Below are 24,635 nucleotides of genomic sequence, written 5' to 3'. Positions count from 1 at the left end.
GAGAGGGATTGTTTTTCCCGCGCTAACGCCTTTCCCCTTTTTTCCTCGAAGCATAACCGTATTCATACTGGCTGTACCCCGAGCTGTAATACAGCGCTGCGGATTTAACAATATCGTTGAGGATTGTGCCGCTGACCTTCACGCCAACGAGCTGTAGCCGTTTAACGGTATTCTCCATCTCTTTCACGCTGGTTTTATCGAAACGGGCAACCATTAGCGTTGTTCCGGCGGCTCTGGCGACCAGCGCGGCATCGGTGACGGCCAGGACCGGCGGTGTGTCAATGATGACGATGTCATATTGCGCGTTAACCCAGGACATGACGGAAAGGAATCGTTCGCTTAACAGCAATTCTAACGGGCGCAGGGGTTCCGGTCCGCAGGTGATGACGTCAATCCCCGCTTTTTCAGCATGCTGAATGACCTCCGCTAAGTCGCGTTTCCCTTCGAGCAGGCAGGACAATCCGTGGCGGTTCTCCAGGCCAAAAATATTATGAACATAGCCCTGGCGCATATCCGCATCAATAAACAGCACCCGCTGACCGCTCTGCCCGGCGATGGCCGCCAGATTCGTCGCCACCAGCGTTTTTCCGCAGTCCTGCGTGGGGCCAGAAATCATCACAATGCGGTTCTCAGCCTCCATCATGGTGAAATGCAGACTGGTCCGCAGCCCGCGTACCGCCTCAACAAACATATCAGCAGGGCGATCGACGGGCAGGAAAGGCACATCCGAGGTCTTGTGTTTCCAGCTACGAGAAAACGGATTTTTTCTGCGCAACTGCGTTTTACTCCACAGCCACTGTGAACGTGGCAACGTAGCCAGAACCGGCATCCCCTGCGCTTCCAGCTGTTCGGAAAGCGTGATCCCACGTTTGAACGCCTGACGTACCAGCACGGTCCCCATTGAGAACATTAGCCCGAAGAGCGCACCAAGAACGATGATTAACGCTTTACGCGGCTTTATCGGGTCCGGCAGCGTAACCGCCTCATCAATGATCCTCACGTTCCCGACCGCGCTGGAGCGGGAAATATTAAGCTCCTGCTGACGCGTCAATAGCTGTAAATAAATCGTGCGGCCCGACTCAACATCGCGGCTCAGGCGTAAAATCTCCTGCTGCGTGGAGGGCATAGCTGACACACGGTTATTCAGACGATCCCGTTCCCGCTCAAGGGTCTGTCTCTTTTCATGCAATGCACGATAGGTCGGGTGACTCTTTTTAAAGAGCTGGGAGATCTCTGCCTCCCGGAACGTCAGTTCATTTAGCTGATTCTCCACGTTAACAACCTGATCCAGCACGGATTTTGCCTCTAAAGACAGGTCCACCGAGTCGCGCTGCGCCCTGTAGGTATTCAGCCTCGCTTCAGCCTGATCCAGATCCGCTCTGATTTTCGGCAACTGCGCCTGTAAAAAAGCCAGACTACGAGAATCCTGAGCCTCCTGGCGCGCGATATTTTGCTGGAGATAATTGTCAGCAATCGCATTCAGCACCCGGGCGATGTTGTCAGGATCTTCGCCCGTCAGGGTTAAGGTCACGATACCGCTCTGTTTCTCCGACTCCGCAACCGTGAGACGCTTCTTCAGCGCGTTGATCGTCTCAAGCCGCGTCAACGACTTAAGCGAAAATTGCGTGCCTGGCTCAGCCTCAATCGACGTCACCAGCAGAACGATCCCTTGCGTAACCAGCGTTTTCCCAACCCGACCCTCTGCCTCAATGTTTTCGCCCGTCAGGTGATATTTTCCCGCTTCCTGTACGGTCAGCGTAAGCTCTTGCGCGTTGCCTTCCACCTGCGGGATCTGGAGTTCGCCTAACGTGATTTTGCCCTGCTCACGCCCTTGCAGGCGCTGCCAGAGACGTCCCACAACAGGCAAAACGCGCGGCTTTGCCTGCTGCGTCAGGCCTAATTTGTCAACGGTCTCGCCGAGGATCATGCGTGATTTCAGCAGTAAAATTTCAGGGGCAACATCCGGCGAAACATCGGTGCCCAGCTGGCTCAAACCTTTGAGCAGGCTGTTATCCTGTCTGCTTTCTATTTGCACCATGGCATCCGCCTGATAAACAGGGGGCGTAACCCAGGCATAGAGACCGGCGCATAGGGTGAACAGGAACGTCACGCACAGAATCATCGTGCGGTGGTCGATCATCTCGACGAGCAAACGAACGAGATCGACTTCATGTTGTTGCGGTGCCGCTGCACCATAATTGTCTGTTGTGTAAGACGACATTATTGCTTCATTCCTTTCTGACCTAAACGACGTGCCCATTCCTGGCTGGCTTTACCCAATAACCCGAATACATATTCAAACGCCTCCCGGCTTTTACGGTAGGGATCGGGGATATCCTGCGGCTCCAGCCATTGCCCAAAAAGCAGCGACTTTCCCCTGCTCTCCGGCGCCATGGCCGCAATGAAGCGAAGATGTTCCGGCTCCATCACCAGGATAAGATCGGATTCCTGCATCAGATTGCGTGTCAGCCGGCGCGCCACATGACCGTCGAGGGAGATCCCATGCCGCCAGGCCACGTCCTGGGCGCTGTCATCCGCCGGGCGCCCCTCAAGCCCGTATATCCCCGCCGAGGCGATATGTCTGTCGGGCAGGTGCTGGCGTAAAAGCCGCTCCCCAATCGGAGAACGGCAGACATTTCCGGTGCAAACCACGAGTATTGATTTGAACATTATTGCGGCCACGATCTGATGTAACGAACCGTTTCGGTAAGGTCATGCACCCCGCTGATAGTCGGAACAAGCTGTGATATCACGCGATTCCAGCGGGACAGTGGTGCAGTGGTGACATAGACAATGTCATAAGGCTCAAGCTGAAACTCGGTGCCTAACACCATGGCTGATGCGTCCTGAGCATTGAGCTGGTAGATGTTGGCGATTTTCTCTGAACGCTCGCTTTTCGGCAGCGAACGAATGACAAAAATGCCGGTGGCATCGGCCATATTCTGGTTCAGCCCACCCGCATTGCCCAGCGCTTCGGCCAGGGTCATGCCGCTGCGATCCATTTTCAGCGTGCTCTGTTTAACGACCTCGCCCATGACGAACACTTTCAGCGCATCGTTACGGGGGACAAACAGAATATCGCCGGGATAGAGCAGCTTATTTTGGGTGAGATCGCCATGCTGCATCAGCGCATACAGCGAGAGGCGCGTATCCTTCCCATTATGCGTCAGCACGACATTGCGCCAGTCCGCGTCGGCAGAGAGCCCCCCTGCGGCGTTAACGGCATCCATCACCGTTAACGGGATATTGGTGATCGCCTGCTGCCCCGACTTCACCACCTCGCCCGTCACATAGGCTTTTTGCGAGCGGAAAGAGGCGACGCTGACGTCCACCTGCGGGCTTTCAATGACATTGTTCAGCCGGGCCGTGATCTCCTCGCGTACCCGTGCGACCGTTTTGCCTGCCACCTGCAATTTACCGACATAAGGATAGAAAAGTGTACCGTCGGCATTAACCCAGTTACCGGTGTCACTGGCGCTACGATACTGCCCCGCCGGAGTTGTCAGTTCAGGGTGATCCCAGACGGTGACGGTCAAAATATCCCCAACGCCGATACGGTATTCCCAGCTTTTGACCTGTTCATCCAGCTTAGGATTTGCCTGAGATTTCAGGACCGATGGCCGCAATTTTTCAATTAACGAAGGCGTAAGAGGATAAACATCAATCCGTTTCTCCAGACGATCGTTTGCATCTTCTGTGGTCATGACCTGTTTTCCAGCAAGATCCAGATGCTGACCCGGTGAAAATACGCAGCCAGATAACGGCGTAATAATTAAAAACAATATCGAAAAGACTGTTGTGTTTTTCATTGAGTAAAAATATCTTTTTATAGTATTGATTATCGAATACGTAATGAAATGGTGATTTCCATTCTAAAACAATCCTTTACTGTCAAATTAATTAACAGTGATGGCAGTAATATTTAAAAAACCACAGCATCCCTGCGGCCTGGCTTTAACAGCCCTGCATCGTCTGACTTACGGGTTAGGAAAGAGGGTTTCGGGCAATCTTAAATGTTCTATTCGTTTAATGCATGCCTGGATCTTTGTAAATTTGCTTTGAAAATGTTTTTTCAGAATTAATTAATAAACCAATAATTATGTTATCTGCATAAGCCAATATTTATTCATCGAAGAAATATTTAATGCCGGTTGCGACTACACAAAACCGTGCGCTTTTGTTACATTTTTTGCAAACTCACCCTGTGAGGATACTTAAAATGAACTGTCTGCCATCCGTTTACGGATCTGCACACAAAAAGTATCAGTAACGATATGACTGGAGAAAAAATGGCTAAGCGTAAATTGTTGCTTCTGGGTGTATTAGTGTCACTGGCGGGGGCCGCGCACGCTGCACCGCAAGCGTCGACAGCGCCTTCCGGCATCAAGGCCTATGAAGAACAAGAGTTTATTGCCGATTTTACGAAGTTCAAAATTGGCGACACCGCGCCCGCGCAGTATCAGACGCCCGAGTACACCATCAAACAGTACCAGTTGCGTAACCTTCCTGCGCCCGATGCCGGCACACACTGGACCTACATGGGTGAAAATTATGTTCTGATTGGCGATGCCGATGGCAAAATCTACAAAGCCTATAACGGAGATATCTTCTATCACCGCTGATACGATCCTAATCCGTCCGTGGCAGGAGAGTGATCGCCCTTTCCTGCGCACGCTCTTCCTCCACGCTCGGCGTGAAGCCTGGCCGTGGCTGGACAGTTCTGCGTGGCAGCTTGAAGATTTTGACGCGGCAACCCTGGACGAAGAGATTTGGGTGGCGGAGCAGGATGGGCACCGACTTGGCTTTGCCTCAGTCTGGACGAACGATAATTTTCTGCACAACCTGTTTGTCGATCCGCAGTATCAGAGCCTGGGAGTGGGTCATTTGTTACTGGAACAGGTACAGAAGACGTTTACCAGCACGGGTTCACTCAAGTGTCTGGTGAAGAATGAGCGGGCGGTTGCGTTTTACCAGCGCCACGGCTGGCACATTGAGGCGACGGGAGATTCTCCGGACGGAGAGTATTATTTGATGCACTATCGGCTTGGGTAAAGTCAGGTGGCGCTACGCTTACCTGACCGACAAAATCGAGGTAGGCCGGGTAAGGCGAAGCCGCCACCCGGCACTAACGCGCAGAGGCGTTACACCGCGCGGAAGGCGATTTCACCCGGAATGACTTCGCCCTGCCAGTAAAGCTGCGCCGCAACGCGCCCCGCCAGTTGACGATAGATTTCCGTGAATTCGCTATCCGGACGGCTGACCACCGTCGGCTTACCGCTATCCAGATCTTCACGCAGTGTGATATGCAGCGGCAGTTGCCCCAGCAGTTGCGTGTGGTATTGCGCCGCCAGCTTTTCGGCGCCACCGGTACCAAAGATAGGCTCATGGTGCCCGCAGTTGCTGCAAATGTGCATGCTCATGTTCTCGACGATACCCAGTACCGACACCTCCACCTTCTCGAACATGACGATGCCTTTTTTGGCGTCGATCAGCGCGATATCCTGCGGCGTGGTGACCACGACGGCGCCGGTAACCGGAATGTTCTGCGCCAGCGTCAGCTGGATATCACCGGTGCCCGGCGGCATGTCCAGCACCAGATAATCGAGGTCAGGCCACATTGTTTCCTGCAACATTTGCAGCAGCGCCTTGCTGGCCATCGGGCCACGCCAGACCATTGCGTTATCGTCAGTGACCAGATATCCAATGGAGTTGGTCGCCAGACCGTGTGCTACGATCGGCGCCATGTGGGTGCCGTCCGGCGAGGTTGGACGCTGGTTTTCCGCCCCCAGCATGTTTGGAATGGACGGGCCGTAGATATCCGCATCCAGAATGCCGACTTTCGCCCCTTCTGCCGCCAGCGCAAGCGCCAGGTTCACGGCGGTCGACGATTTACCCACCCCGCCCTTGCCAGAGCTGACGGCGATGATGTTCTTCACGCCGTTAACGCCCGGCTGATTTTTCACGCGCTTGAGCGTGGCGATGCTGTGGCTTAGCTTCCAGTCAATTGCTTTTGCGCCAGTAATGCGCAGCAGCTCAGAGCTGGTTTGCTCTTTCAGGGCATCAAAGGCGCTGGTCCAGACGAACGGCATCTGTAGCTCGATGTGCAGCGTATCGTCCAGCCATGCGACGTGATGAAGCGCTTTCAGCGTCGTGAGATTGTGCTTCAGGGTTGGATGCTGAAAATTAGCCAGCGTCCCGGCGACCATTGCTCGTAAGGCTTCCGGTGATTTGGCCTGGGATTGAGAACTCATCCCGACTCCTTTGTTCTTGTGAATAAGACCTTAGACAAACAAGTTTACCTGAAAGGCCGCGGTTTGTGCTTACTTAATAATGCCCCTTTTGGTAATATCGAAAACCCTTTTCACAGTTAAAAGAAGTAATGCCTACTATGACTCAAGTCGCGAAAAAAATTCTGGTAACGTGCGCCCTGCCGTACGCCAACGGCTCAATCCACCTCGGCCACATGCTGGAGCATATCCAGGCTGATGTCTGGGTCCGTTACCAGCGAATGCGCGGCCACGAGGTGAACTTCATCTGTGCGGACGATGCCCACGGCACGCCGATCATGCTGAAAGCGCAGCAGCTGGGCATTTCCCCGGAACAGATGATCGCCGAAATGAGTCAGGAGCATCAGACTGATTTTGCTGGCTTTGACATCAGCTATGACAACTATCACTCCACGCACAGCGACGAAAACCGCGAGCTGTCAGAGCTGATCTACACCCGCCTGAAAGAGAACGGTTTCATTAAAAACCGCACCATCTCTCAGCTGTACGATCCGGAAAAAGGCATGTTCCTGCCGGACCGTTTCGTTAAAGGCACCTGTCCGAAATGTAAATCCCCGGACCAGTACGGCGATAACTGCGAAGTGTGCGGCGCGACCTACAGCCCGACCGAGCTTATCGAACCGAAATCCGTGGTTTCCGGCGCGACGCCGGTGATGCGTGACTCCGAGCACTTCTTCTTCGACCTGCCGTCGTTCAGCGAAATGCTGAAGGCGTGGACCCGCAGCGGTGCATTGCAGGAGCAGGTCGCGAACAAAATGCAGGAGTGGTTCGAATCCGGTCTGCAACAGTGGGATATCTCCCGCGATGCGCCCTACTTTGGCTTCGAAATCCCGAACGCGCCGGGCAAATATTTCTACGTCTGGCTGGATGCGCCGATTGGCTACATGGGGTCGTTCAAGAATCTGTGTGACAAGCGCGGCGACACCGTCAGCTTCGACGAATACTGGAAAAAAGATTCCGATGCCGAGCTGTACCACTTCATCGGTAAAGACATCGTTTACTTCCACAGCCTGTTCTGGCCAGCAATGCTGGAAGGCAGCAACTTCCGCAAGCCGACCAACCTGTTCGTACATGGCTACGTAACGGTTAACGGCGCGAAGATGTCTAAATCTCGCGGGACGTTTATTAAGGCCAGCACCTGGCTGAACCACTTTGACGCAGACAGCCTGCGCTACTACTACACCGCGAAGCTCTCTTCCCGCATCGACGATATCGACCTGAATCTGGAAGATTTCGTGCAGCGCGTGAACGCGGACATCGTCAACAAGGTGGTGAACCTGGCGTCCCGTAACGCAGGTTTTATCGCCAAACGCTTTGACGGCGTGCTCTCTGCCGAACTGGCCGATCCTGAACTGTATAAAACCTTCACCGACGCCGCCGCTGCGGTTGGCGAGGCCTGGGAAAGCCGTGAATTCGGTAAAGCCATTCGCGAAATCATGGCGCTGGCAGACGTGGCCAACCGCTATGTGGACGAGCAGGCGCCGTGGGTAGTGGCGAAACAGGAAGGTCGTGACGCCGACTTGCAGGCGATCTGCACCATGGGTCTGAACATGTTCCGCGTGCTGATGACCTGGCTGAAGCCGGTTCTGCCGCAGCTGGCAGCCCGCGCGGAAGCATTCCTGAACACCGAACTGACCTGGGATGCTATCCAGCAGCCGCTGCTCGGCCACAAGGTGAACACCTTCAAGGCGCTGTATAACCGCATCGAGATGAAGCAGGTTGATGCGCTGGTGGAAGCATCCAAAGAAGAGGTGAAAGCGGCTGCCGCACCGGTGACCGGCCCGCTGGCAGACGATCCGATTCAGGAGACCATCACCTTTGATGATTTCGCCAAAGTCGACCTGCGCGTGGCGCTGATCGAAAACGCGGAGTTCGTGGAAGGCTCTGACAAACTGCTGCGCCTGACGCTGGATCTGGGCGGCGAGAAGCGTAACGTCTTCTCCGGCATTCGTTCCGCGTATCCCGATCCGCAGGTGCTGATTGGTCGTCAGACCGTGATGGTGGCAAACCTGGCGCCGCGCAAAATGCGCTTCGGCATCTCTGAGGGGATGGTGATGGCCGCAGGCCCGGGCGGGAAAGATATCTTCCTGTTAAGCCCTGACGAAGGCGCGAAGCCGGGTCAGCAGGTGAAATAACAAAAAAGCCGGAGATAATCTCCGGCTTTTTTTTGCCCGGCTTAAAATCACCCCTTCTGGTTATGCACCCGCTGCGTCAACCCACGCAGGAAATAACGCAGAAACTGATCCCCACACTCGCGATAATTCTTATGATCCGGCGCGCGCATCATGGCGGTGATTTCCGGCATCGACACGCGAAATTTCTGCTCGGTCATGAGCGCCAGAATGTCGTCAGTTTTCAGGGAGAAAGCAATACGCAGCTTTTTCAGCACCGTGTTGTTATTCACCCGACGCTCCAGCGCCAGCTCAGGCGCAGATTCATCTTTGCCGCGCTTGTCGTAGATCAGGCCGTTCAGAAAGCCCGACAGAATTATGTCCGGGCAGCGAACAAAACCCTCTTCGTCTTCTTTGGTCATCCAGGTGTCGAACCCGGCGGACGTGGATTCCATGTCGGAGAGCGCAAGGATGCGCACCATGTCATTATTGTTCGCTTTCAGGGTGTAGCGCAGGCTACGAAGAATATCGTTACTTAGCATAGAGCCTTCGAATGTCGATGATGCAATGGCGCGCAGTGTACCAGTTTTACAGCCCTATCGCCTCTTTCAAACTTTTCAGGTAGCGACGACTGACGGGAACGGTTTGCCCGGCACGTAACACCAGCTCGGCCTGGCCGTTATCTTCCAGACGGATCTCCTTCAGGTGCGCCATGTTCACCAGATACTGACGATGGCAGCGGATCAGCGGCGTGCGGCTCTCCAGCGTGCGCAGGGTCAGCTCGGTAAAGCCTTCGTTGCCTTCAGCGCTGGTGACGTATACTCCGCTCAGACGGCTGCTGACAAAGGCAACGTCGTCCATTTGCAGGAGGTAAATCCGGCTGTGCCCGGTACAGGGGATAAATTTCAGGGGCTGCTGATGCTCCGGCAGCAGCGTCACGTCCTGCGCGGTACGCTCCTGGCGCAGACGGGTCAGGGTCTTTTCAAGCCGTTTCTCTTCAATCGGCTTCAGCAGATAATCAAACGCGTGCTCTTCAAACGCCTTTACCGCGTACTCATCAAAGGCCGTCAGAAAGACGATATAGGGACGGTGCTCCGGGTCGAGCATGCCGACCATCTCCAGCCCGCTGATGCGCGGCATCTGAATATCGAGGAATAGCACGTCCGGGCGCAGTTTATGCACCGCACCGATGCCTTCGATGGCATTGGCACATTCCCCCACAACCTCGATATCACTCTGCTCCTGCAACAGGACACGCAGGTTTTCTCGTGCTAACGGCTCATCATCAACAATCAGCACTCTTAACATGCGTTCTCCTCCAGCGGCAATCGTAAGGTAATTCGGGTATAGCGATCTGGCTCACAGGCGACGGTGATACCGCAGTCATCGCCAAAATGGGCGCGCAGGCGTTTATCCACCAGGCTCATGCCCAGACCGCCTGACGCGGAAGCTTCATACAGCCCCGCGTTGTCTTCAATATCCAGCACCAGATGGTGGTTAAAACGGGAAGCGGAAATCATAATCTCTCCGGTTCCCAGCAACTGCGAGGTCCCATGCTTAATGGCGTTCTCCACAATCGGTTGCAGGGTAAAAGCCGGAAGATGCTGATACGCCAGCTCGTCCGGGACGGATAACGACACCTGTAAACGTGACTGAAAGCGCGCTTTTTCAATTTGCAGATAGGCGTTTACGTGCTCAATCTCGTCCGCGAGGGTGACGATCTCCGAGGGACGCTTCAGGTTTTTGCGGAAAAAGGTCGACAGAAATTGCACCAGCTGCGCGGCCTGATCGCTGTCGCGGCGGATCACCGCCTTCAGCGTGTTGAGCGCGTTAAACAGGAAATGCGGATTCACCTGAGCGTGCAGGAGCTTAATTTCTGACTGCGTCAGCAGCGCTTTTTGCCGTTCATACTGCCCCGCCAGGATTTGCGCCGAAAGCAGCTGGGCGATCCCCTCCCCCAGCGTGCGGTTGATGGAGCTGAACAGGCGATTTTTGGCTTCGTAAAGCTTAATGGTACCCATAACGCGCTGGTTTTCGCCCCGCAGGGGAATGACCAGCGTAGAGCCGAGTTTGCACTGCGGATGCAGGGAACAGCGGTACGGCACTTCATTTCCGTCGGCATACACCACTTCACCCGTTTCAATAGCGCGCAGGGTATAGGCCGATGAGATCGGTTTCCCCGGCAGATGGTGGTCGTCGCCGGTGCCGGTAAACGCCAGCAGCTTTTCGCGATCGGTAATCGCCACAGCTCCGATATCCAGCTCTTTATACAGCACCTGCGCCACCTTCATGCTGTTCTCCTCGTTGAATCCCTGCCGCAGGATCCCTTCCGTCGACGCCGCAACTTTTAAGGCGGTGGCAGAAAATGCCGAGGTGTATTTTTCGAACATGGCGCGTTTATCGAGCAGAATGCGCATAAACAGCGCCGCGCCTACGGTATTGGTGACCATCATCGGTGCGGCAATGCTGCTGACCAGATGTAACGCATCGTCAAACGGGCGCGCAATCAGCAAAATGATCGCCATCTGCGCCATTTCCGCCACGAAGGTAATCGCCCCTGCGGTAAAGGGACTGAACACTTTATCCGGGCGACCACGCTTAATCATATAGCTGTGGACGAGACCACCGAGCAGCCCTTCGACAATGGTGGAGATCATGCAGCTCAGCGCCGTCATACCGCCCATCGAATAGCGGTGCAGGCCGCCGGTTAACCCCACCAGACCGCCGACAACCGGGCCTCCGAGCAGCCCGCCCATTACCGCGCCGATGGCGCGCGTATTGGCGATGGAATCTTCGATATGGAGACCAAACCAGGTCCCCATAATGCAGAATATGGAAAATACGACGTAGCAGAGGAATTTGTGCGGCAGACGGACGGTGACCTGCATCAGCGGAATAAACAGGCGAGTTTTGCTCATCAACCAGGCGATGACAAGGAACACGCACATCTGCTGAAGCAACAGCAGCACCAGATTAAACTCGTACATACTCACAAACCGCACATTCTAAAAACGCGTAACATACACTGGTGGCGATGAACTTTCTTTGAAACGTGCCAAAAAAGCGATAAATCGTGTCCGTCATCACACCTTTTGCCGGAGATAACCTGTCTTTCGTATAATTTGTACAAAAAAGAATCAAATCTTCCTGGTTCCGCAAAGTGGGTCTACAGTTAAGCTGGGGACGCGCAAGCCTGGGGGCGAAAATGGCGCTTTACACAATAGGTGAAGTGGCACTCCTGTGTGATATCAATCCCGTTACGCTACGGGCGTGGCAGCGACGGTATGGATTGCTTAAGCCGCAAAGAACGGACGGCGGGCACCGCCTGTTTAACGATGCGGATATTGACCGGATCCGCGAGATCAAAAGCTGGATCGACAACGGCGTACAGGTCGGCAAGGTAAAATCGCTTCTGAGCCAGGACGATCCCGATACGCAGCTTCTCTGGCGCGAACAGCAGGAAACGCTGCTGAGGCTGTTGCAGAGTGGCAATTTGCAGCGTCTGCGCGGCTGGATCAAAGAACAGGGTCGAGACTACCCGGCGCAAACCCTGATCACCCATCTTTTTATTCCCCTACGGCGTCGGCTTCAGTGTCAGCAAACCACCCTACAGGCGCTGCTCAGCATGCTTGATGGCGTGCTGATTAACTATATTTCCGTCTGTCTTGCCTCAGCGCGGAATAAAAACAGCAAAGATGCGCTGGTGATCGGCTGGAACGTACACGATACCACCCGGCTGTGGCTCGAAGCCTGGATTGCCACCCAGCAGGGCTGGCGCGTTGACGTGCTTGCCCACTCCCTGGCCCAGCTCAGGCCGGAACTGTTTGAGGGACAGACGCTGCTGGTCTGGTGCGGCGAAGTCCCCTCCGCTTCCCAGCAGCAGCTCCTGACGGAATGGCGCGAACATGGTTATCCCGTTTACTCGCTGGGGCCAAATGCGTCGTAACGGCATTTAATGGTTCATTAACAGCTGCGCTTCACCGTATAATTGTTCCGTTAACAACAGGAGCACATGATGAAGGCAACGAAACTGGCCGTAATTACCCTTTTTGCACTGATGGCCATCAGCGGTATCGGTGGCGTTATGCTTGCAGGTTATTCATTTATTGTTCGCGGCGGTGTTGGCTGAGGTATCCGGCCAGGCGTTCAAACAGGCGATCCACCACAATCGCCGCCAGCGCAACCAGAACCGCTCCCTGAATAATGTAAGCCGTATTAAACCCGCTTAACCCGATAATGATCGGCGTTCCCAGCGTATTGGCTCCGACCGTCGAGGCGATGGTTGCCGTACCAATGTTGATAATCACGGACGTTCGCACGCCAGCGATAATCACCGGTGCGGCCAGCGGCAGTTCGACCTTCACCAGCCGCTGCCAGGCGCTCATCCCCATCCCTTCCGCTACGCTCAGCACCGATGCAGGCACCGCCGCAATCCCCGCCAGCGTCCCTTGCAGAATGGGCAACACGCCGTACAAAATCAGCGCAATGATGGCAGGCTCCTGCCCAAAACCGATCGCCGGCACGGCAATCGCCAGCACGGCCACCGGCGGGAAGGTCTGCCCCGTTGCGGCGATGGTCTCCACCAGCGGACGGAACTCCCTGCCCGCAGGCCGCGTCACCGCAATACCGGCGCCTGTGCCCAGCACGATGGCAATCACGCTTGACACCGCCACCAGCCAGAAGTGCGCCAGGGTGAGATTAACAAAGCTCTCCTGCTGGTACACCGGGCGCGGCAGCCCGGGAATAAGCGCATTAAACAGCGCCGCGCTGTGCGGCATCAGGTAGAGTAAGGCGATAAACAGCCCTGTCAGCCAGAGTAACGGATCACGGACCCACTTCACGCGTCACCTCCCCCGCCAGCAGATCGCGAAAATGGATCGTCCCGCATGGCGTCCCCTGCCCGTCCGCAACGGGTAATACCTCGCACTGCCGGGCGACAAACGCCGACAGGGCATCGCGCAGGCTCATCCCATCGTGCAGCGGTTCACCACCGATTTGCGCATCCTGCGGACGCAGATAGTCCCTGACGGTACGCAGCGAGAGCAGCCTGACGCCCAGCTCGCTGCGGCCAAAAAATTCACGCACAAAATCGTTTGCCGGCGAGGTTAACAGCTCAAGCGGCGTTCCCTGCTGGACGACTTCGCCGTGATCCATCAGTACCAGACGGTCGGCCAGCCGCAGCGCTTCGTCGATATCATGGGTCACCAGCACGATGGTGCGCCCAAGAATACGGTGGATACGGCTCATCTCCGCCTGAAGTGCGCCGCGGGTGACCGGATCCAGCGCGCCGAAGGGCTCATCCATCAGCAGCACCTGCGGGTTAGCGGCCAGCGCGCGCGCCACCCCAACCCGCTGCTGTTGTCCGCCGGAAAGCTGGTGCGGATAGCGGTCGCGAAGCGACGCGTCCAGGCCCAGCAGCGCCATCAGCTCGTCGACACGCTCATTGATCTTCCCCCGGGACCATTTTTCCAGCTGTAGCACGGTGGCAATGTTCTGCGCCACCGTCCAGTGGGGAAACAGGCCGATGGACTGAATGGCGTAACCCATACGCCGCCGCAGCTCCAGCACCGGCAGGCTGCGGATCTCCTCTCCGGCAAAGCGAATCGTCCCGCTGTCATGTTCCACCAGCCGATTGATCATCTTCAGCGTCGTCGATTTTCCCGACCCCGACGTCCCGATCAATACCGAGAACGCCCCCTCGGCAAAATGCAGATTGAGGTGGCTTGCCGCCGGACGGCCCGCAAAGGTTTTACTCACATCATGAAATTCAATCATTGGCTCTTCTCCTGAGCAGCGCGAGCCACAGGGCAAACAATGCATCCAGTACGACCGCCAGCGCAATCGTGGGCACAACGCCCAGCAGCACCAGATCCAGCGCGCTGCTCAGCAGCCCCTGGAACACCAGTGCCCCAAAGCCGCCCGCCCCAATCAGCGCGGCAATCACCGCCATCCCCACGGTTTGCACCGTCACCACCCGCAGGCTGCGAACCAGCAGCGGAAGCGCAAGCGGCAGCTGTATTTTCCAGAAACACTGGCGCGCGCTCATCCCCATCGCATGGGCGCTTTCCAGCACGTCGGGCGGAACCTGGCTTAACCCCGCCACCACGCCGCGCACCAGCGGCAGCAGCGCATACAGCACAAGGGCGATAAGGGCAGGCGTCAGCCCGGTTCCGGCAATGCCTGCCGCGGCCAACGCAGGGAAGGATTTCACCAGACCGGCGAGGGGGGCAATCAGCAGGCCAAACAGGGCAACGGAGGGGATGGTCTGAATAACGTTGAGCACGGTAAAGACGGCGCCCTGGCGGCTGGGATGCCGGTAGCACCCGATGCCCAGCGGCATGCCCAGCAGCAGCGCCGGGATCAGCGTCCCAAACAGGATCGTCAGATGTTGCGCCAGCGCGTTGTCAAACACCTCCTGGCGGTTGACGTACTCTTTTAACAGCGAGAGTTGATTCAGATCGCCACTGAAGAGGATCAGCAGAGGGATAACCCAGAATTGCGCGTTCAGCAGCCAGCGCCAGACGGGTAGCGGCGTGAGACGGCGAATGGCATCGCTACAGACCAGCAGACAAAGTGCCAGCCACAGCCACAGCCCGCTGCCAATCGACGTGCGCGCCAGCGGGCTTTCAACCGAGGCCATCTGCGTTGCCGCCTGTCCCGCGCTCCAGAACAGCACGATAAACAGCGCTTCGCTGAGCAGAAGCGTCAGCCACAGGGCGGTACGCCCCGGCCAGAAGGCTAAGGCAACAGTACTCGCCAGCGCCGCGCCCAGAAGCAGTGGCGTAAATGACCAGATCTGCCAGAGCGCGCGCGGTTCGCCCGACACCAGACGGTTTGGCGCGACATTCACAAAGGGTAACGCGACCGCCGCAATGGCCACACAGGCCAACAGCAGCAGGACGCGGTTATGGCATTTTATTGGCACAGCCTTGTCCCGTTACTTCACAAGCCCTTGTTGTTTCAGGAAGTCGGCAGCCACCTTTTTGGCATCCAGCCCCTCAACGGCAATGCTGGCATTCAGCTGTTGCAGCGTTTTCGCATCCAGTTTTTCAAACACCGGTTTGAGCCATTCCGCAATATCCGGGTAGGCTTTCAGCACCGCCTCGCGCACGACCGGGGTTGGGGCGTAAATCGGCTGAACGCCTTTTGGGTCGGTCAGGGTTTGCAGGCCAAGCGCAGCGACCGGGCCGTCGGTGCCGTAGGCCATCGCCGCGTTGACGCCGGAGGTTTGCTGCGCCGCCGCCTTGATGGTCACCGCCGTGTCGCCGCCCGCCAGAGAGAGCAGTTGTGCCTGATCGAGCTTGAAATCATAGGCTTTTTCAAACGCTGGCAGGGCGTCAGCGCGCTCGATAAACTCTGCCGAGGCCGCGAGCTTAAACTCGCCCTTCTCTTTCAGGTAGCGGCTGAGATCGTCAAGCGAGGTGAGCTTGCCTTTCTCGGCGATATCTTTACGCACCGCGATGGTCCAGGTGTTGTTGGCCGGTGCCGGGGTAAGCCAGACCAGCTTATTTTTTTCCGCGTCCAGCTTTTTGACTTTTTCGTACCCGGCTTTGGCATTTTTCCAGGCCGGATCGTTTTCATCCTTGAAGAAGAAGGCCCCGTTGCCGGTGTATTCCGGGTAGATATCCAGCTCGCCGGAGGTGATGGCACCGCGCACGACAGGTGTGGTGCCAAGCTGTACTTTATTGACCGTTTTCACGCCGTGGCTTTCGAGTACCTGCAAAATGATATTGCCGAGCAACGCGCCCTCGGTATCAATTTTGGAACCCACCTTAACCGGCTCTGCGGCCTGTAGCGGCATGCTCAGCGCCGCCAGAAGCACCGCCGATCCTGTTATCCCCTTAATCATCGTCATTCTGCTTTCCTCATTATTTTGTGGCCTTTTTCATAGGCTTGAGAGAAAAGCGTAGCTTAAAACAGCGAATTTAACCGTTTTTCGTACAAGATGAGAGGCATCCCCCGCCAGGCGGGGGATGGGGAGGAAGGTAAGATTATTGCAGTTCGAATTCGGCTTTGTTCACGCGGGCGGAATCCACGCCGATGAAGACGTTGAATTTGCCAGGCTCGGCATCGTATTTCATCTGCTGATTCCAGAACTTCAGCGCATTCACGTCAATCGGGAAGCTGACCGTTCTGGTTTCGCCCGGTTTCAGGTTGACCTTCTCGAAGCCGCGCAGCTGTTTCACCGGACGGCTCATGGAGGCCGTGACGTCCTGAACGTACATCTGGATCACCGTCGCGCCTTCGCGTTTCCCGCTGTTGGTCACCTCCACGCTGGCGGTCACTTTGCCGTCACGCTTCAGGGTCGGCGCCGACATTTTGACGTCAGACACCTTGAAGGTGGTGTAGCTCAGGCCATAGCCAAACGGATAGAGCGGGCCGTTAGCTTCGTCGAAGTAACGGGACGTGTACTTGTTCGGCTTGTCGGCGTTGTACGGGCGACCGGTGTTCAGGTGGCTGTAGTAAACCGGGATCTGCCCGACGGAGCGCGGGAAGGACATCGGCAGCTTGCCGGACGGGTTGTAATCGCCAAACAGCACGTCGGCAATGGCATTACCGCCTTCGGTACCGGCGAACCAGGTTTCCAGAATGGCGTCAGCCTGCTGATCTTCTTTCACCAGCGCCAGCGGACGCCCGTTCATCAGCACCAGCACCAGCGGCTTGCCGGTGGCTTTCAGGGCCGCGATCAGATCGCGCTGGCTCTGCGGAATGGTAATATCGGTCCGGCTGGAGGCTTCGTGCGCCATCCCCTGCGCTTCACCCACCACCGCGACCACCACGTCGGACTGCTTCGCGGCGTTAACCGCTTCGTCGATCATCTCTTTCGGCGTGCGCGGATCCACCTTCACCGCTTCCTCGTACTGGTTGAGGAAGGTCACGATGTCTTTATCGTCGGTGACGTTCGCGCCTTTGGCGTAAACCACTTTTGCATTATCACCCACGGCGCTCTTAATGCCGGTCAGCACCGTAACGGATTGATCCGCCACGCCTGCGGCGGACCAGCTGCCCATGACGTCACGCTTGCTGTCGGCCAGCGGACCGACCACGGCAATGGTGCCGGATTTCTTCAGCGGCAGCGTGTCGAGACGGTTTTTCAGCAGTACCAGGCTTTCGCGCGCTACTTCCCGGGCTTCTTTACGGTGCAGACGGCTTTCGGCGTTGGTGTCCGCCGGGTCTGAATCCTTCGGCCCCAGATGGCTGTACGGATCGTTAAACAGCCCCATGTCATATTTCACGTTCAGCACGTGGCGGGCGGCGTCGTCCAGCTCTGCCATCGTCACTTTGCCGCTCTTCACCAGCCCCGGCAGGTATTTGCTGTAGTACTCATCGCTCATGCTCATGTTGATGCCGGACTTGAGCGCCACGCGTACCGCATCTTCCGGGTCAGACGCCGTGCCGTGTTTGATCAGCTCTTTAATCGCGCCATGGTCAGACACGGTGATGCCCTTGAAGCCCCACTGGTCGCGCAACACGTCTTTCAGCAGCCACGAATCGGAGGTGGCGGGCGTGCCGTTGAGAGAGTTCAGCGCTACCATCACCGCCCCGCTGCCCGCATCCAGCCCTGCCTTGTATGGCGGCATGTAGTCGTTAAACAGGCGCTGTGGGCTCATGTCGACGGTGTTGTACTCTTTACCACCCTCCACCGCGCCGTAGGCGGCGAAGTGCTTGACGCTGGTCATCACCGAGTAACGATCTGCCGGACTTTTGCCCTGCATCGCTTCCACCATGGTTTTGCCCATCGTGGCGGTTAAATACGTGTCTTCCCCGAAGCCCTCCGAAGCGCGGCCCCAGCGCGGATCGCGGGAGACGTCAACCATCGGCGCCCAGGTCATGTTCAGGCCGTCGTCTGCGGCTTCATATGCCGATACGCGCCCGACGGTTTTCACCGCATCAAGATTAAAAGAGGAGGCTAAGCCGAGGCTAATCGGGAAGACGGTACGCTGGCCGTGCACCACGTCATAAGCGAAGAACAGCGGGATTTTCAGGCGGCTCAGTTCCATCACCTGATCCTGCATCTTGCGGATATCCTGGCGGGTGACGGTGTTAAAGATGGCCCCTACCTGCCCGTCTTTGATCATCTCGCGAATGGCTTCTTTCGGGTTATCCGGGCCGACGCTGATCAGGCGCAGCTGGCCGATTTTCTCATCGACCGTCATCTTTTTGAGTAAATCCGTGACAAAGGCGTCGCGGGCTTCGGGCGTGAGCGGGTGATTACCAAACAAATCCTCTGCCAGCGCAGGTTGCAGCGCCAGGCTGACGGCGACACCTACAGAACATAGCCATTTCATGTTGTTATTCTCTCTCATCAATAACCGCGGGAAGCACCCGGCCAGACCGTGCGAAAAGCGCAGTGTGCCACAAAGCCTGAAAACCTTGCAGGGTTATTCTCTGATTTTTCTCATGAATACCCGACCGCTCAACGGCTAATCGCGCTATGCTTTACAGCGAGAAATTTGCCCCACCACAAGGAGTGGAAGATGTCTTCTGTTCGAACTGACGATAACACTACATTTATTAACGAACTGTCGCGCCTGGTTGGTCACTCTCACCTGCTTACCGACCCGGCCAAAACCGCCCGCTACCGTAAGGGCTTTCGCTCCGGCCAGGGCGACGCGCTGGCGGTGGTCTTCCCCGGTACGTTGCTCGAACTGTGGCGCGTGCTCAGCGCCTGCGTTGCGGCAGACAAGATTATTTTAATGCAGGCTGCGAATACCGGCCTGACCGAAGGCTCCACGCCGAACGGCAACGATTACGATCGTGACATCGTGATTATCAGCACCCTGCGCCTCGACAAACTGCACCTGCTGGACAAGGGCGAGCAGGTACTCGCCTTCCCCGGCACCACGCTTTACTCGCTGGAAAAGGCGCTTAAGCCTCTGGGACGCGAACCGCACTCGGTGATCGGCTCATCGTGCATTGGCGCCTCGGTGATCGGTGGGATCTGCAATAACTCCGGCGGCTCGCTGGTGCAGCGCGGCCCGGCTTACACGGAAATGTCGCTGTTCGCCCGTATCGATGAAAACGGCAAGCTGACGCTGGTTAACCATCTGGGGATCGATCTGGGCGTAACGCCAGAGCAGATCCTCAGCAAACTTGACGATGACCGCGTGAAGGACGAAGACGTTCAGCACGATGGCCGTCACGCGCATGACCACGATTACATCACCCGCGTGCGCGATATCAATGCCGATACGCCGGCGCGCTATAACGCCGATCCGGATCGCCTGTTTGAATCCTCCGGCTGCGCGGGCAAGCTGGCCGTTTTTGCGGTACGCCTCGATACCTTCCCGGCAGAGAAAAAGCAGCAGGTGTTTTACATCGGCACTAATCAGCCGGAGGTGCTGACGGAGATCCGTCGTCATATTCTGGCCGAATTCACTCACCTGCCGGTGGCGGGCGAGTATATGCACCGGGACATTTACGACATCGCCGAGCGCTACGGCAAAGATACCTTCCTGATGATCGACAAGCTCGGCACCGACAAAATGCCGTTCTTCTTCACCATGAAGGGCCGCACCGACGCGATGCTGGAGAAAGTATCGCTGTTCAAACCGCACTTCACCGACCGCTTTATGCAGAAGCTGGGCAACGTCTTCCCGGCACATTTACCGGAGCGGATGAAGACCTGGCGCGACAAGTATGAGCACCACCTGCTGCTGAAAATGGCCGGGGACGGCATTGCCGAAGCGCAGAGCTGGCTCACCGAATTCTTCAAAACCGCCGACGGGGATTTCTTTGCCTGTACGCCGGAAGAAGGCAGCAAAGCCTTCCTGCACCGCTTCGCCGCGGCGGGTGCTGCTATCCGTTATCAGGCGGTGCATTCCGAAGAGGTGGAGGATATTCTGGCGCTGGATATCGCCCTGCGTCGCAACGATACCGAGTGGTTCGAACATCTGCCGCCGGAGATCGACAGCAAGCTGGTGCATAAGCTCTATTACGGCCACTTTATGTGCTATGTCTTCCACCAGGATTACATCGTCAAAAAAGGGGTTGATGCACACGCGCTGAAAGAACAGATGCTGGCGCTGCTGCACGAGCGTGGCGCGCAATATCCTGCCGAGCACAACGTGGGACACCTGTATAAAGCGCCGGAGACGCTTAAACAGTTTTATCGCAAAAATGACCCTACAAACAGTATGAACCCCGGCATTGGTAAGACAACGCGGAAGAAATACTGGAAAGAGAGTGCCGAAACAGAGGAGCACAATACGCAAGCCTCTGATGAACTCATATAGCCAAATTTAAGAGATTGTTAAGCTCTCCTCAAACGTACTAGAGTATCTGCCTGTTGCCAGAGAAACGTTTCTCTGGCTTTCCAAACAAGGAGCGGGCAGAACATGTCGGCTGTAGAAACTTTCCCCGAAACTGAAATCGAGGTGCGCGACGCCCTTCCTGACGATGCGCATGCCATCTCGGCGATATACGCCTGGCATGTGCTTCATGGCCGTGCGTCCTTCGAGGAAGTTCCTCCCACCGTCGATGAGATGCGTCAGCGGATGAAGAGCGTGACCGACAGCGGTTTACCGTGGCTGGTTGCGCTGTATCGCGGCATTGTTGTCGGCTACTGCTACGCCACGTTTTATCGTCCACGCCAGGCCTACCGGTACACCCTTGAGGAATCCATCTATGTGGATGCCAGCACTACCGGGCGCGGGTTTGGCTCGGCCTTACTCCAGGCACTGATCGCCCGTTGTGAACAAGGACCCTGGCGGCAGATGATTGCCGTGGTTGGTGACGGGCAAAATAATCCCGGGTCGTTACGGCTGCATAAAAAGCACGGTTTCGAGATGGTGGGTCAGCTCAGAAGTGTGGGATATAAGAAAGGCGACTGGCGGGACACGGTAATTATGCAGCGTCCGCTCAACGACGGGGACTGGACGCTGCCTGAGTAAACGCAGTGCGGTCTGGTGCCCTCACCCCGGCCCTCTCCCACAGGGAGAGGGAGAAAACATAAAAAACGGTAACATGCGTTACCGTTTTGCTTTTTCCTAATCGTTCTGCGCCGTCGCCATCTGTTCCGCTTTCTGCTTTTTATACGCCAGCGCTGAAGCCGGCACCGGCTGTACTTTCCCGGTTTCAATCCAGGTACGCAGGCGGCTGGCATCCGCAAAGTGGGTATATTTGCCGAAGGCATCCATCACCACCAGCGCTACTGGCTTACCGTTAAACACGGTGCGCATCACCAGGCAGTGCCCTGCCGCATTGGTGAATCCGGTCTTGGTTAACTGAATATTCCAGTTATCGCGATACACCAGATGGTTAGTGTTGCGGAACGGCAGCGTATACGCCGGGTTCGAGAATGTCGCCATCTCCTCACGCGTGGTGCTGAGCTGACCGATCAGCGGGTATTGCTTACTGGCGATCAGCAGCTTTGTTAAATCACGCGCCGTCGAGACGTTATGGATCGACAGACCGGTTGGCTCCACGAAATGGGTATTTTTCATCCCCAGCGCTTTGGCTTTGGCGTTCATCGCGCGGATAAACGCGTCGTAACCACCAGGATAATGGTGAGCAAGGCTTGCCGCCGCGCGGTTCTCAGAGGACATCAGCGCCAGCAGCAGCATATTTTTACGGCTGATTTCACTGTTCAGACGCACGCGAGAGTAGATCCCTTTCATCTCTGGCGTGTGGCTGATATCCACCTTCAGCTTTTCATCCAGCGGCAGTCGTGCATCAAGCACCACCATCGCGGTCATGACTTTGGTTATGGAAGCGATCGGGCGCACCAGATCCGGGTGACTGGCGTAGATCACCTTGTTGGTATTCAGGTCTACGATCATCGCGCTGCCGGACGCAATCTGGGGTTGCGCAGCAGCGGTGGCGACTGCGGTCGTTTTGGCGATGGCTGGCGCGGTAGCGGAGACGCCCAACAGCAGCGCTAGACTAAGGAGTGACACTCGAAATTTCAGCATGATGAGACTTCTGATAATGATTCACGCACGTTATGACGTACACCGCCTGTGTCGACGGATAAACACAGGCTGGCTTCGGCATCATAGCGGTCACCGTGCGTTGTCGCCAGCGGAGAATCATAACCAGATGCTGCATTGCTGGCATTTACGCCAGCAATGCAGGGAGCTTAGAAGAGACGGTATCCATAACCCCAAAGAATAACTGTCAGGGCCAGTAGCGCCTCAAGGACCAGCACGCCGATGGCAAGCGTAGAGCTGGAGAAGCTCAGGCCCTCTTCTTTATTGATATTGAGGAAGGTTGGCACCCCTACATACAGCAGATAACCGGTGTAAAAGAGGGCAACCGTACCGATCAGCGCGCACAGCCAGACCAGTGGATAGAGCGCGACAATACCGCTTAAAAACAGCGGGGTCGCGACGTATCCGGCGAAGACCATACAGTGTGCCAGCGACGGGCGCTGCGGATAGTTGCGCGCCATCCAGTGGATGACCCGCCCCATCACCGCCACCCCGGCCAGCATCAGGCCATAAAACAGAATGGCCAGGTACAGCCCGGTAAACCAGGAAAGCTGAACCACGGTGCCGTCACCAAAGTTCCAGCCTATTTGCGTCGTACCAATAAACGCGCAGACCACCGGCACCGCTGCCATCAGCAGGACATGGTGGGTATAGTGATGCGCGACCGTTTCGTTCTCGTTACGGATCACCTGCATTTCACGATCGGGATGGGAGAAAAGTCCCCAGACATGGTTCATAACGCCCCCTTGTTGTCGGCCCGTCAGCGATAGCTTAAGTATAATGCAGGCTTTAGATTATTTTATGTACAGTGGGAAATTTCCGTTGATTGCCGCGCGGTTAATGGATGGGGTATATGATTAACGCAGGCACAGTAAGGGAGACGACGTTTACGTCATGGATATCAACGGTCTTATTGAACAATATGGATACGCCGCGCTGGTGATCGGCAGCGTGGCGGAAGGCGAAACCATCACGCTGCTGGGCGGGGTGGCCGCACACCAGGGATTGCTGAAATTCTCGCTGGTGGTCGCCGCCGTCGCGTTGGGCGGTATGATTGGCGATCAGCTGCTCTACTTCCTGGGGTTGCGCTTTGGCCCGACCCTTTTGCAACGTTTTGCCAGGCATCAAAAGAAAATTCGCCGTGCTCAGCGGCTTATCCAGCGACGTCCGTGGCTGTTTGTGATTGGCACCCGCTTTATGTACGGCTTTCGCATCATCGGGCCAATACTGATTGGCGCGAGCCGCTTACCGCCGAAAATCTTCCTGCCGCTGAACATTCTCGGGGCGATTGCCTGGGCGCTGATTTTCACCACGCTTGGCTACGTGGGTGGCGAAGTGATAGGCCCGTGGCTGCATAACCTCGATCAGCATCTTAAACACTGGGCCTGGTTGATCCTGGTTGTTGCGGTGGTGATTGGGGTCCGGCTGTGGCTCAAGCATCGTGAAAAGCGGCGGGATGAAGAGTGAGTGCGGCCTGCTGCCCTCACCCTACCCCACAGGGAGAAGGGTATCTACCCTTCCGGCTTAAATTGCGGATTCGCCAGCATAAAACCGCCGTCGACGATAAACGACTGCCCGGTGGTGTAGCTGGCGTCGCTGTCACACAGCCACGCCACCAGGCTGGCAATTTCTTTGGTATGCCCTGGCCGTGCCAGCGGGATTTCCGGCATTGAGCCTTCTTTCACTTCGCTGTCGTCCATATCATTCATCGGCGTGGCGATCGCACCAGGCGCAACGGCGTTCACCAGAATCTTATGTTTAACCAGTTCCAGCGCCATCGACTTTGTTAACCCGCCCAGCGCATGTTTGGCCGCCGTATAGGCGCTGGCGTCCGGCAATGGCGTATGTTCATGCACCGAGGTGATGTTCACGATTCGCCCCCCTTCCCCCTGCTTTACCATCTGACGCGCCGCGATTTGCGAGCAGAGAAACGCGCCGTCCACGTCAACGGTGAATATGTGCCGCCAGTCGTCAAACGACAGGTCCAGAAATGGCGCTTTATTCATCGCCCCGGCATTGTTAACCAGCACATCCAGCCGCCCGAAACGCGTAATCAGGGTTTCAATGGCCTTTGCGCCTTCCGGCAAATTGCTTAAGTTGAGTTGAATGGCCTCGGCACGCTGCCCGCGCGCTTCAATTTCACGGCAGGTTGCCAGCGCCCCTTCCTCATCTGAATGCCAGGTCACCCCGATATCAAACCCGCGCTCGGCCAGCATCAGGGCCGTCGTTTTGCCAATTCCTGAATCCGATGCGGTAACAATTGCGACTCGCGTCATACTCACCTCCTGAAAATCTGCAAAGAGGTA

Annotated in this window: 23 protein-coding genes; 8 read left to right on the top strand and 15 right to left on the bottom strand. The window is 56.4% G+C overall.

All coding sequences use genetic code 11. The annotated features are described in order from the left end of the window. Positions 1-22 precede the first annotated feature (22 nt). The 3 genes from ACOTW6_RS14165 to ACOTW6_RS14155 are packed head-to-tail and all read right to left on the bottom strand — an operon-like array spanning position 23 to position 3,809. Positions 23-2,221, bottom strand: a complete 2,199-nt coding sequence (locus ACOTW6_RS14165; RefSeq protein ID WP_121478774.1) for a polysaccharide biosynthesis tyrosine autokinase — start codon at positions 2,219-2,221, stop codon at positions 23-25. Further along, complete coding sequence (locus tag ACOTW6_RS14160; protein ID WP_062932778.1) at positions 2,221-2,670, bottom strand: protein tyrosine phosphatase; 450 nt, start codon at positions 2,668-2,670, stop codon at positions 2,221-2,223. Before ACOTW6_RS14160 ends, ACOTW6_RS14165 begins: the two co-directional genes overlap by 1 nt. After that, positions 2,670-3,809: a polysaccharide export protein gene (locus ACOTW6_RS14155; protein ID WP_062932777.1), complete on the bottom strand. Its 1,140-nt coding sequence runs from the start codon at positions 3,807-3,809 to the stop codon at positions 2,670-2,672. Before ACOTW6_RS14155 ends, ACOTW6_RS14160 begins: the two co-directional genes overlap by 1 nt. Before the next feature lie 480 nt (positions 3,810-4,289). Here ACOTW6_RS14155 and ACOTW6_RS14150 point away from each other — a divergent pair, with 480 nt between their 5' ends. After that, positions 4,290-4,622, top strand: a complete 333-nt coding sequence (locus ACOTW6_RS14150; RefSeq protein ID WP_003859260.1) for an RcnB family protein — start codon at positions 4,290-4,292, stop codon at positions 4,620-4,622. After that, positions 4,573-5,052, top strand: coding sequence for a GNAT family N-acetyltransferase (locus ACOTW6_RS14145; protein WP_047053607.1), 480 nt, complete (start codon positions 4,573-4,575; stop codon positions 5,050-5,052). The genes ACOTW6_RS14150 and ACOTW6_RS14145 overlap by 50 nt, the downstream gene beginning before the upstream one ends. Positions 5,053-5,141: 89 nt before the next feature. Here the strand turns inward: ACOTW6_RS14145 and apbC are convergent, their stop codons facing one another. Continuing rightward, positions 5,142-6,251: an iron-sulfur cluster carrier protein ApbC gene (gene apbC, locus ACOTW6_RS14140; protein ID WP_121478773.1), complete on the bottom strand. Its 1,110-nt coding sequence runs from the start codon at positions 6,249-6,251 to the stop codon at positions 5,142-5,144. A 137-nt stretch (positions 6,252-6,388) separates the two neighbouring features. On the opposite strand from apbC, the gene metG reads away from it, so the two are divergent. After that, positions 6,389-8,422, top strand: coding sequence for a methionine--tRNA ligase (gene metG, locus ACOTW6_RS14135; RefSeq protein WP_015572338.1), 2,034 nt, complete (start codon positions 6,389-6,391; stop codon positions 8,420-8,422). Positions 8,423-8,469: 47 nt separating this feature from the next. Here the strand turns inward: metG and ACOTW6_RS14130 are convergent, their stop codons facing one another. The 3 genes from ACOTW6_RS14130 to ACOTW6_RS14120 are packed head-to-tail and all read right to left on the bottom strand — an operon-like array spanning position 8,470 to position 11,385. Then, the gene (locus ACOTW6_RS14130; protein ID WP_062932775.1) at positions 8,470-8,940 is read right to left on the bottom strand and encodes a DUF1456 family protein; all 471 of its coding nucleotides are present in this window, start codon (positions 8,938-8,940) and stop codon (positions 8,470-8,472) included. 46 nt (positions 8,941-8,986) lie between these two features. After that, a complete protein-coding gene (gene btsR, locus ACOTW6_RS14125; protein ID WP_022648676.1) occupies positions 8,987-9,706 on the bottom strand; it encodes a two-component system response regulator BtsR in 720 nt (239 codons plus the stop codon). Further along, on the bottom strand, positions 9,700-11,385 hold the full coding sequence (locus tag ACOTW6_RS14120) for a sensor histidine kinase (protein WP_023314534.1): 1,686 nt from the start codon (positions 11,383-11,385) through the stop codon (positions 9,700-9,702). The genes btsR and ACOTW6_RS14120 overlap by 7 nt, the downstream gene beginning before the upstream one ends. Positions 11,386-11,603: 218 nt before the next feature. Here ACOTW6_RS14120 and mlrA point away from each other — a divergent pair, with 218 nt between their 5' ends. Continuing rightward, a complete protein-coding gene (mlrA, locus tag ACOTW6_RS14115) occupies positions 11,604-12,344 on the top strand; it encodes an HTH-type transcriptional regulator MlrA (RefSeq protein ID WP_017693055.1) in 741 nt (246 codons plus the stop codon). Positions 12,345-12,413: 69 nt separating this feature from the next. Then, entirely contained in the window at positions 12,414-12,527 is a 114-nt protein-coding gene (locus tag ACOTW6_RS14110) for a protein YohO (RefSeq protein ID WP_017383372.1), read from the top strand. On the opposite strand, the gene ACOTW6_RS14105 is transcribed toward ACOTW6_RS14110, so the two are convergent. From ACOTW6_RS14105 to bglX, 5 genes are all read right to left on the bottom strand, one after another. Beyond that, complete coding sequence (locus tag ACOTW6_RS14105; protein ID WP_017383373.1) at positions 12,502-13,239, bottom strand: ABC transporter permease; 738 nt, start codon at positions 13,237-13,239, stop codon at positions 12,502-12,504. The genes ACOTW6_RS14110 and ACOTW6_RS14105 overlap by 26 nt on opposite strands. Then, positions 13,223-14,173 (bottom strand): ABC transporter ATP-binding protein, encoded by a 951-nt coding sequence (locus ACOTW6_RS14100; protein ID WP_039270368.1) that lies wholly within the window; start codon positions 14,171-14,173, stop codon positions 13,223-13,225. The genes ACOTW6_RS14105 and ACOTW6_RS14100 overlap by 17 nt, the downstream gene beginning before the upstream one ends. Next, entirely contained in the window at positions 14,166-15,323 is a 1,158-nt protein-coding gene (locus ACOTW6_RS14095; RefSeq protein ID WP_219240911.1) for an ABC transporter permease, read from the bottom strand. Before ACOTW6_RS14095 ends, ACOTW6_RS14100 begins: the two co-directional genes overlap by 8 nt. A 12-nt stretch (positions 15,324-15,335) precedes the next feature. Continuing rightward, positions 15,336-16,253, bottom strand: a complete 918-nt coding sequence (gene osmF / locus ACOTW6_RS14090) for a glycine betaine ABC transporter substrate-binding protein OsmF (RefSeq protein ID WP_062932773.1) — start codon at positions 16,251-16,253, stop codon at positions 15,336-15,338. 136 nt (positions 16,254-16,389) lie between these two features. Continuing rightward, complete coding sequence (gene bglX / locus ACOTW6_RS14085) at positions 16,390-18,687, bottom strand: beta-glucosidase BglX (protein ID WP_062932772.1); 2,298 nt, start codon at positions 18,685-18,687, stop codon at positions 16,390-16,392. A gap of 189 nt (positions 18,688-18,876) precedes the next feature. Here bglX and dld point away from each other — a divergent pair, with 189 nt between their 5' ends. Next, positions 18,877-20,634 (top strand): D-lactate dehydrogenase, encoded by a 1,758-nt coding sequence (gene dld / locus ACOTW6_RS14080; RefSeq protein WP_062932771.1) that lies wholly within the window; start codon positions 18,877-18,879, stop codon positions 20,632-20,634. A gap of 102 nt (positions 20,635-20,736) precedes the next feature. Then, positions 20,737-21,291 carry a GNAT family N-acetyltransferase gene (locus ACOTW6_RS14075; RefSeq protein ID WP_047053393.1) on the top strand — a complete coding sequence of 185 codons (555 nt, stop codon included), beginning with the start codon at positions 20,737-20,739 and terminating at the stop codon, positions 21,289-21,291. Positions 21,292-21,387: 96 nt separating this feature from the next. Here ACOTW6_RS14075 and pbpG read toward each other — a convergent pair whose 3' ends face one another. Both pbpG and ACOTW6_RS14065 read right to left on the bottom strand, forming a co-directional pair. Then, positions 21,388-22,311, bottom strand: a complete 924-nt coding sequence (gene pbpG, locus ACOTW6_RS14070) for a D-alanyl-D-alanine endopeptidase (RefSeq protein ID WP_015572329.1) — start codon at positions 22,309-22,311, stop codon at positions 21,388-21,390. A 167-nt stretch (positions 22,312-22,478) separates the two neighbouring features. Next, positions 22,479-23,066: a Yip1 family protein gene (locus ACOTW6_RS14065; RefSeq protein WP_003859296.1), complete on the bottom strand. Its 588-nt coding sequence runs from the start codon at positions 23,064-23,066 to the stop codon at positions 22,479-22,481. 157 nt (positions 23,067-23,223) lie between these two features. Here ACOTW6_RS14065 and ACOTW6_RS14060 point away from each other — a divergent pair, with 157 nt between their 5' ends. Beyond that, positions 23,224-23,796, top strand: coding sequence for a DedA family protein (locus tag ACOTW6_RS14060; protein WP_058648604.1), 573 nt, complete (start codon positions 23,224-23,226; stop codon positions 23,794-23,796). A gap of 44 nt (positions 23,797-23,840) precedes the next feature. On the opposite strand, the gene ACOTW6_RS14055 is transcribed toward ACOTW6_RS14060, so the two are convergent. Beyond that, the gene (locus ACOTW6_RS14055) at positions 23,841-24,605 is read right to left on the bottom strand and encodes an SDR family oxidoreductase (protein ID WP_003859301.1); all 765 of its coding nucleotides are present in this window, start codon (positions 24,603-24,605) and stop codon (positions 23,841-23,843) included. Positions 24,606-24,635 lie beyond the last annotated feature (30 nt).

This window comes from Enterobacter cloacae complex sp. IR5403 (assembly GCF_049238705.1).
In the GTDB taxonomy this organism is placed as follows: domain Bacteria; phylum Pseudomonadota; class Gammaproteobacteria; order Enterobacterales; family Enterobacteriaceae; genus Enterobacter; species Enterobacter hormaechei_C.
Note: the sequence above shows the minus strand (reverse complement) of the source record. Positions and strands in the feature narration are given on the sequence as shown.